The following is a 7,761-nucleotide window of genomic DNA, read 5'->3' on the forward strand; positions in this document are numbered from 1 at the left end:
GCAGCAACCGGGCCGGGGCGGGGGCGGCTCTGCGGCCACGGCCCGGTTGCTGCTGTGCGCGGCGTCCGCGCCGAGTGCTCGTAGCGCTGGTCATCCCCCGGGAGATCCCTTTCGCGAAGTGGTGGCCCTCGTCGGTGCGGATCCGTCTCGCGGAACGCGGCGACGGGGCCAGGGGCCACAATTGCCCACGTCAGTTGTGCGAGTGGTCACGGTACCCGTTGATGAACACGGGGCGACACAGGTGCCGGGCTACGAACATGGCACAGGGCTGTGAAGATGCGGCGGGGACCGCGCACCTGGTGGATCACGGTCGCGCGGCGCAGGGCATAGTAGGTGGCCTGTTCGGCTCAAGCAGCCTTCACGCACGACCAAACGGGAGAGCCAGGACCATGGCAACGCGTCGGGATGAGCTCGCCGCCTATACGTTCGCTCGCAAGCGCACCGTCGCAGCGTTCCTGGCACCTTCGCCCGGGGGCTCCGACGAGGGCGCGCCGCGGCCCATCCGTACGGTGATGCCCAGCTTGGCGGTGGGTGTCGTCCTGGTGATCGGCTTCATCGCCTGGGGCGTCATCAAGCCGTCGGCGCCGAAGGGCTGGGACACGCCCTACGAGCACATCATCGTCGACAGCGACTCCACCACGCGCTACGTCGTCATCAAGGACAAGGCGGCGAACGGCAAGCAGGTCCCGACGCTGCACCCCGTCCTCAACTACGCCTCCGCCAAGCTCCTCCTGGACAAGGGCAAGGGCAGCGTCATCGAGGTGCCGGGCAAGGAGATCGACAAGAGCGGCATCCCGCACGGAGCGACGCTCGGCATCCCGTACGCCCCCGACCGGCTGCCCACCAAGGAGGACGCCGAGAAGGCGAAGACCTGGGCGGTCTGCGAGCAGCCGATGCGCGGCTCGGGCACGTCGCTCGACCGGGCCGTCTTCGTCTTCAACGACAAGGACGCGAAGTCGGTCGCGAACGCGGGGAAGGTCGACGCGCGCGAAGCGCTGTACGTCGTCAACACCAGGACGAAGCTGGAGTACCTGGTCGACGGCAAGGGCAACGCCTTCGTGCTGGGCGGCACCTCACGGCCCGACACCACGGAGATGCAGCAGCTGCGCGCCTCCGTCATCGGTTCGACGGCCAAGCCGCAGCCGGTGAGCGCGGAGTGGCTGAAGACGCTCAACCCGGGCGGCGAGATCTCCTTCCCGGTGGTGGAGGCCGCGGGGGACAAGACCACGCTCCAGGGGCTTCCGGCCGAGGCGGCGACGGTGGGCCGGGTGCTCAAGGCGCGGGACGCGCAGGGGTATCAGTACTACGTCGTGCTCAAGGACCGGATCGCGTCGGTCTCGCCGTTCGTCGCCGCCCTGATCAAGGCGTCGCCGTCCGCCTCGCTGGCGTACGCGAACGACGAGGTCACCGACATCAAGGCCGAGACCTCCGACATCATCGAAGCCAACGGCGGGGTCAGCGAACCCTTCTACGGCGACAAGGGCTGGCCGCACGACGTACCGCGGCAGGCCAACCCCGCGGCGACGGCGACCGAGGCGGCCCGCACCACCTCGTGCAGTGTCTACGGCGGCGCCGTCGGGCCGGACGCGAAGCCGAAGCTCGCCACATGGGCCGGCGCGGCGTACCCCAAGAAGATCATCGCCGACTCGCTGAACGCGTACGTCTCCTCGGGCTCGGGGCTGCTCTTCCAGGAGGTCACCGGCGCGGCGCAGGGCGGTGGCGCCACGTACCTGCTGACGGACACGGGCCTGCGCTACTCGCTGCCCTCGAACAACGACAGCGCGGCCGACAAGAGCGGTGGCAAGGCGTCCTCGCAGGACGAGGCGAGCGAGACGGACAAGGCGCGCACCCGCCTGGGTTACGAGAAGGTGTCCAGCCCCGCGATCGTGCCGCAGCCGTTCGCGGAGTTCATTCCCAAGGGGCCGATGCTGGACACCGGAAGCGCGGCGCAGCCGCAGAGCCAGTGACCCCAACGGGCATAATCGGGGCGGCACTTGGTGTTGTCGATCACAAGGCCGTCGCGCGTGTGTGTGAACTCTGTAACTGATAACTCGCACATGTGGATGTGTGACGTACGGACGATAGAGTGTTTGCAGCGCTCATTGATGTGACGCTTATCCGGGGAGTGGCACAGGCTTCCCGGACCATCAACGACATGGGGGAAGGTTCACCATGGCCGGGCAGTTTCGGGTAACAGAAGATGAGCTGACCAGGCTCTCGGGCCAGATCGCCACCGTGAATGGTCAGATCCAGGGCGAGATCCGTCGTCTCGACGGCGTGATCAGCCAGATCGCGGGGGGCTGGCAGGGCACGGCGGCCAAGTCGTACCACGAGCTCCAGAACCGGTGGAACGAGGATGCCAAGAGGATGAGCGACATCCTCAACGACATCAAGGAAGCCGTGGACTCCACGCGGAGCAACTACACCGCGTCGGAAGAGCAGCAGAACGCTGAAGTCAGCAAGATCATGTCCGACTTCGGCTGAGCAACTCTCCCCGACCCGCCACGACTTCTTCCTGAAAGGGAGCGACGATGTCGATTCTCGTCAATTACGCCACCATCACCAACGCGTCCACGGACGTCAAGAACACCGCCGGCCGTATCAAGCAGCAGCTCGACGACGTCGAGGCCGCTGTCCGGCGCGTCGCCAGCACCTGGGAAGGTGAGGCGCAGGAGGGTTACCAGCGCAAGCAGCGCGACTGGGACAAGACCGCGGCCAACCTGCACGCGACGCTGATGAAGATCGCCGCGGCGCTGCAGAACTCGGCGGAGAACTACCAGGCCACCGAGAAGAGCAACGCCAACACCTGGGGCTGAGCCGGCCCGAGGTCACACGAGATGGGCCGGCCCGGCGACGTCATGGCGTCCGCTGGGCCGACCCACTTCTGCGACAACCAGAGCTCCGGCCGACGAACGGACCGGGGCAAGAAAGCCTGGGGAGCCTGAACATGGGGGTCCTGACACCCCGTCCGCGCAAGCGCACGAGTGGAACCCGCGCACTGCAGCGGGCATTTGGCGTTCTCGCGGTCACCGGGGTGTGTCTCACGACAGCCCCGCCGGCAGCGGCCGCTGCCGCTCCCACTCGCCTCGCGGACGCCGGCAAGCCGTCCTTCGGGCTGACCTCCAGCTCCGAGTGCACGTTCGGCGGCAAGATCATAAAGTCCACGCCGTGGTCGCTCCAGCGCGTACTCCTGGACCAACTGCGGGAGCAGGCGACGGGCAAGGGCGTCACGGTAGCCGTCATCGACACCGGCGTCGACGACACGAACCCGCAGCTGCGCGGCGCGATGGCCGCCGGCGGCAAGGACTACGTCGGCAAGTCGAAGGACGGCACCGAGGACATCGAGGGCCACGGCACCCGTGTCGCGGGCATCATCGCGGCCCGGCCGTACCCTGGCACCGGCTTCGCGGGCATCGCCCCGGAGGCCAAGATCCTGTCTCTCCGCTACACGGGCGGGGAGGAGAAACAGGGCAACTCGGGGACGATGTCCGCCGCGATCCGCGACGCGGTCGCCAAGGGTGCGAAGATCATCAACATCTCTTCGGACACCGCGAACAAGAAGGACAACGGGGAACTGCGCACCACGGTCGCGAACGCCGTGGACGCCGGCGTCCTGATCGTCGCGGCCTCCGGCAACGACGGCGCCGACGGCCGGTCCGCCGACACCTACCCGGCGTCGTACCCGGGCGTCCTGGCGGTGGCGGCCTCGGACCGCAACGACGAACGCGCCACCTTCTCGCAGGCGGGCGACTTCGTCGACATCGCGGCGCCCGGCGTCGGCATGGTCTCGACCGTCCCGAAGGGCGGCCAGTGCACGGCGGACGGCACGAGCTTCGCGGCCCCGTACGTGGCCGGTGTGGCGGCGCTGCTCAAGGAGAAGCACCCGAGCTGGACCGCGGCCCAGATCACCACCCGCATCCAGGAATCCGCCCAGCGCCCGGGCCGTGAGGCGAACCGCTACCTGGGCTGGGGCGTCGTCGACCCGGTGGCCGCCCTCGCGGACGACTCCACCCCGGGCACCCGCCCGAAGCCGGACCTACCGGTGACCGCGGGCGCCGGCGAGGTCATCCCCATGGCAGTGACGATGGGCGAGACGGAGGCGGAACAGGAGCGCCGGGTGGCGATGTACGTGGTGGGCGCGGGCCTGCTGCTGGTACTCCTGGCGAGCGGGAGCGGAATCGCGGTGCGGGACTGGCGCAACAAGCGCGCCAGGCAGTCAGGTTAAGGAAACAGGGGAGAGGACAACGGGGTATGAGCAACGGAGTGCGGGTCGATCTGAGCGCGCTGGATGAGGTCATCCGGAAGCTGCTGGGTCTCCTTGGCGACATGGAGTCGGCCAAGACCAAAGCCAAGTACGAGACGAACATCCCTAGCAGTGCCTTCGGCAGTGACAAGTTCCTGGAGTCGAACGCGCTGCACGCGGCTCACGAAGAAGAGAAGGTCCGGATCGAGAACATCATCCGGGGACTGCACGACCTGATTGAAAGGTTCGGCACGAGCGCCTCGAAGGTCAAGGACAAGTACGCCGACCAGGAGCTCGCGGTCGAGACGAACATGGGTGGCGGCTCTGGCGGGTCCAAGGGCTCGGCTTTCTAAACGGCTTACAGGCAACGGCCACTGACGGAGGGGATGTTCGAAGATGGCATACGGTTACCACCCCACACCTGAACAAATCAAAGCGCAGCAGGAGGCGCGAGAGCAGCGCATCCAGGACAAGCACGACGAGATCCTCGAGGAGCAGCCCAACGGCGGCAAGGGCGGGCCGGATCGCAGTCAGATCGAAACGCCCTTGATGAACCAGGGGATCCCTGCTCTGCGCGACATGATCATGAACGCGGATCCGGACCGGATCTACGAGGTCAGTCAGCACTGGAAGCAGGTGCACAACATCCTCTCCGGAGGAGATGGTGACGGCAAGAGCGGCGGAGTGGACTCCGTCTCGGCGAAGGACAGCGTCGCCGGAATGCTGCAGACGGCTGTTGACAACGTCTTGGAACACTGGGAAGGCGAAGCGGCCCAGGCGTTCCAGCGCGAGGCGGCGAAGCTCTCGCAGAGGGTCAGGAATGGCGCTGCTTGGGCGAATCGCAATGCGCAGATAATGGATGCCGCGCAGAAGGATCTGCGCGCCTCCAGGGAAAAGATGCGGGACATCAAGGAGCCGTCCGGCTGGGACAGGGCTTGGGACAAGGCCTTCGATGACGAGCGGAACGACGCTCGGCTGCTGGAAGACATCAAGAACGGCGCCAGCACGGAAGCTGCGGCGAAGGCGAATGCGGATTCCCTGTCGCTGGGTAAGCAGAAGCAGCTCGAAGCTGTTGCAGTGATGGAGCAGCTGGCGGTCAACTACAAGGCTTACGCCAAGACGCCGAAGGTTGGCGGTGACCCCAACGACCCGTACGCGCCCCCGTCAGGTGACGTGCCGATGCCTCCCCCCATCACGATGCCGAGCCCATCCGGCAGCGCTCGCCCGGGTGCGGTAGGCGCAGCTCCCAAGCCCTGGAGCGCCGGCGGAACCAGCCAGATCGGCGCGGCCCCACAGGTTCCCCGTGCGAAGGGCATCACCGGCGGTTCCGTGCTGCCGCCCACCACGGGTACGAACGTGGACAGCATCAAGCCCGGGCTAACTGGCCCCGGCCTTAGCCCCGGTCCCGTCCCTGGCGGTGGTGGTGGCGGCGGTGGCGGCGGAGCAATGCCGCCCGGCGGCATCGCTCCCATCGGAGGCCCTGGTCTTGGCGGTGGTGGCGGTCGCAGCGCTATCGGTGGTCCGCGTGGAATCTCCCCGGCTGCGCGCAGCGGCCTCGGTGCCCCGGGAGGCCGGGCTGGTCTCAGCGGTGGCCCGGGAGGCGCCGGAGCCAACCGTGGTACCGGTGGTCGAGCCGGCATGGGCGGCATGGGCGGCGGTGCCGGGGCCGGCGCAGCCGGTCGAGGTGGCGCTGCAGCGGGCGGCCGAGGAGCCCTTGCGAAGGCTCGAGGTGGCGTAGTCGGTGCGGCCAAGGCACCTACCGGTAAGGGCACAGGCGCCGGTGCGGGCCTGCACGGCAGCCGCGGTGGATCGCAGCGCGGCGGCATGGCCGGCGGTATGGCAGGCGGCATGGGCCGAGGTAATGGCAGGCGCCCCGAGGACGAGAACAGCAGGGGCGAGCGTCCCGACTACCTGGTCGAAGACGAGGAGACCTGGATCTCGGAGGAGGACCGCAGGCGCAACGTGCCGCGGAACATCGAGTAGGCACACGCGCGGCCCGAATGGCAAGCTGCCAGCGGTCCGCGTATGCAGGCTGGCGTAACCAGTCGTAGTTGAGTGAGGAGCAAGGAATGGGTGTCAAGCGAGTCTGGTCCACGACAGGAGTCGTGGCGCTGACAGGAGCCTTGCTCCTCACTTCAGCCCCCATGGCGACTGGGGACGCTATGCGGGACAAGCAATGGCCACTACGCGTGTACGACGCAGAGAGGGTTTGGGCGACATCGCAGGGCGCAGGTGTCACGGTTGCTGTCGTGGACTCTGGAGTCGACGCCAGCCATCCCGATCTGGCAGGACAGGTCTTGGCGGGGAAGGACTTTAGCGGCGACGATCCGCATCAGGATGACGATGGCCATGGTACGGAAATGGCGAGTCTCATCGCTGGCCGCGGCCATGGGGCCAACAATGCTGCTGGTGTGATGGGGCTCGCGCCTAAGTCCAAGATCTTGCCGGTTCGCGCCGATGCGGGCGAGGAGATGGACTCGGCGGCCTGGCCGGCTGGAGTTCGGTACGCTGTGGATCAGGGTGCTAAGGTCATCAACCTTTCATTCAACGATGACAATGCTTACCCCGGATCTAAGGGCGCTAAGGCAATCAAGTATGCGCAGGATCATGACGTCGTAGTTGTCTCGGGCGCGGGCAATGACGGTGGAACCGTAAATTACCCGGCCGCTCTTCCGGGGGTAGTTGCAGTAACCGCCATCGATGAGTCGTTCAAGATTTGGGGCGATTCGAATACTGGTAAGGGAGTCACTCTCGCGGCCCCGGGCGTAAGGATCCTGGCTGCTGAACCTCACCTCGCCAGCGGTTACGGAGTAGCCGACGGCACCTCCCACGCCACCGCTTACGTCTCAGCAATCGCAGCCCTTGTCCGCTCTAAATTCCCCGACCTCACAGCCGGCCAAGTCATCAACCGCATGGTCAAGTCGGCCTCGTTCCTGGAGAACAAGGTGAGTGAGGTCCCCGACCGTCAGTACGGCTACGGGATCGCGCGCCCGGGTTCGGCGCTGACGATGGACATTCCCAAGGGCCCGAAGGAGGGCCCCCTCCCGCAAGCGCCCGCGTCCACGTCCTCAAAGGCCGCCAGCGGCTCTGAGGGTGGAGACAGCACGACGAACCAGGCCAAGAAGAAGACCAAGTCCTCCTCCGGCACCATCCTCGTCATCGCCGGCATCGTAGGCGTCCTCGTCATCGGTGGCATCGTCTTCGCCGTGATCCGCAGCCGTGGCAACCGAGGCAGTGGCGGAGGATCCGGCGGCGGGCCCTCTCAGGAGGGCGGTTACCCGGACCAGCCGGCGTACCCCTCCGCCCAGCAGCCGTACCCCGGCTCGCCTCCGGGCCAGGCACCGCAGCAGCCCAACCCCTATGCGCAGCATCCCCCGCACCAGGGGCAGTAAGCCGTACGCCCAGAGCTGAGCCCGTCGCGCCCGCCCCCTCGGGGCGTACGCGACGGGCTCAGTCGTTTCTGAGGTCGGCCTCGACCAAGGCCCCCGCCCCGCAAACGCCCCTGTGCTCCCCTGTGC

At 67.3% G+C, this 7,761-nt stretch carries 7 protein-coding genes; all 7 read left to right on the forward strand.

Annotation, left to right across the window (positions count from 1 at the left end; genetic code table 11):
- Positions 1-389: 389 nt before the first annotated feature.
- The gene (eccB, locus tag E2E34_RS27675) at positions 390-1,967 is read left to right on the forward strand and encodes a type VII secretion protein EccB (RefSeq protein ID WP_138904624.1); all 1,578 of its coding nucleotides are present in this window, start codon (positions 390-392) and stop codon (positions 1,965-1,967) included.
- Between the two features lie 205 nt (positions 1,968-2,172).
- Positions 2,173-2,484, forward strand: coding sequence for a WXG100 family type VII secretion target (locus E2E34_RS27680; protein WP_138904625.1), 312 nt, complete (start codon positions 2,173-2,175; stop codon positions 2,482-2,484).
- Between the two features lie 47 nt (positions 2,485-2,531).
- Positions 2,532-2,816: a WXG100 family type VII secretion target gene (locus tag E2E34_RS27685; protein ID WP_138898206.1), complete on the forward strand. Its 285-nt coding sequence runs from the start codon at positions 2,532-2,534 to the stop codon at positions 2,814-2,816.
- Between the two features lie 218 nt (positions 2,817-3,034).
- The gene (gene mycP / locus E2E34_RS27690; RefSeq protein ID WP_244316169.1) at positions 3,035-4,225 is read left to right on the forward strand and encodes a type VII secretion-associated serine protease mycosin; all 1,191 of its coding nucleotides are present in this window, start codon (positions 3,035-3,037) and stop codon (positions 4,223-4,225) included.
- Positions 4,226-4,251: 26 nt separating this feature from the next.
- Positions 4,252-4,596: a hypothetical protein gene (locus E2E34_RS27695; RefSeq protein ID WP_138904627.1), complete on the forward strand. Its 345-nt coding sequence runs from the start codon at positions 4,252-4,254 to the stop codon at positions 4,594-4,596.
- A 43-nt stretch (positions 4,597-4,639) separates the two neighbouring features.
- Complete coding sequence (locus E2E34_RS37055; protein ID WP_138904628.1) at positions 4,640-6,226, forward strand: WXG100 family type VII secretion target; 1,587 nt, start codon at positions 4,640-4,642, stop codon at positions 6,224-6,226.
- A gap of 179 nt (positions 6,227-6,405) precedes the next feature.
- On the forward strand, positions 6,406-7,635 hold the full coding sequence (locus tag E2E34_RS27705; protein WP_279637907.1) for a S8 family serine peptidase: 1,230 nt from the start codon (positions 6,406-6,408) through the stop codon (positions 7,633-7,635).
- The last annotated feature ends 126 nt before the right edge of the window (positions 7,636-7,761 follow it).

Source organism: Streptomyces albidochromogenes (assembly GCF_005981925.1).
In the GTDB taxonomy this organism is placed as follows: Bacteria; Actinomycetota; Actinomycetes; order Streptomycetales; family Streptomycetaceae; genus Streptomyces; species Streptomyces albidochromogenes.

What these genes read in the sequence shown, in the direction of transcription:
- eccB (WP_138904624.1), top strand. Translation starts at nt 390, where the DNA reads ATGGCAACGCGTCGGGATGAGCTCGCCGCCTATACGTTCGCTCGCAAG.
- E2E34_RS27680 (WP_138904625.1), top strand. Translation starts at nt 2,173, where the DNA reads ATGGCCGGGCAGTTTCGGGTAACAGAAGATGAGCTGACCAGGCTCTCG.
- E2E34_RS27685 (WP_138898206.1), top strand. Translation starts at nt 2,532, where the DNA reads ATGTCGATTCTCGTCAATTACGCCACCATCACCAACGCGTCCACGGAC.
- E2E34_RS27695 (WP_138904627.1), top strand. Translation starts at nt 4,252, where the DNA reads ATGAGCAACGGAGTGCGGGTCGATCTGAGCGCGCTGGATGAGGTCATC.
- E2E34_RS37055 (WP_138904628.1), top strand. Translation starts at nt 4,640, where the DNA reads ATGGCATACGGTTACCACCCCACACCTGAACAAATCAAAGCGCAGCAG.
- E2E34_RS27705 (WP_279637907.1), top strand. Translation starts at nt 6,406, where the DNA reads ATGCGGGACAAGCAATGGCCACTACGCGTGTACGACGCAGAGAGGGTT.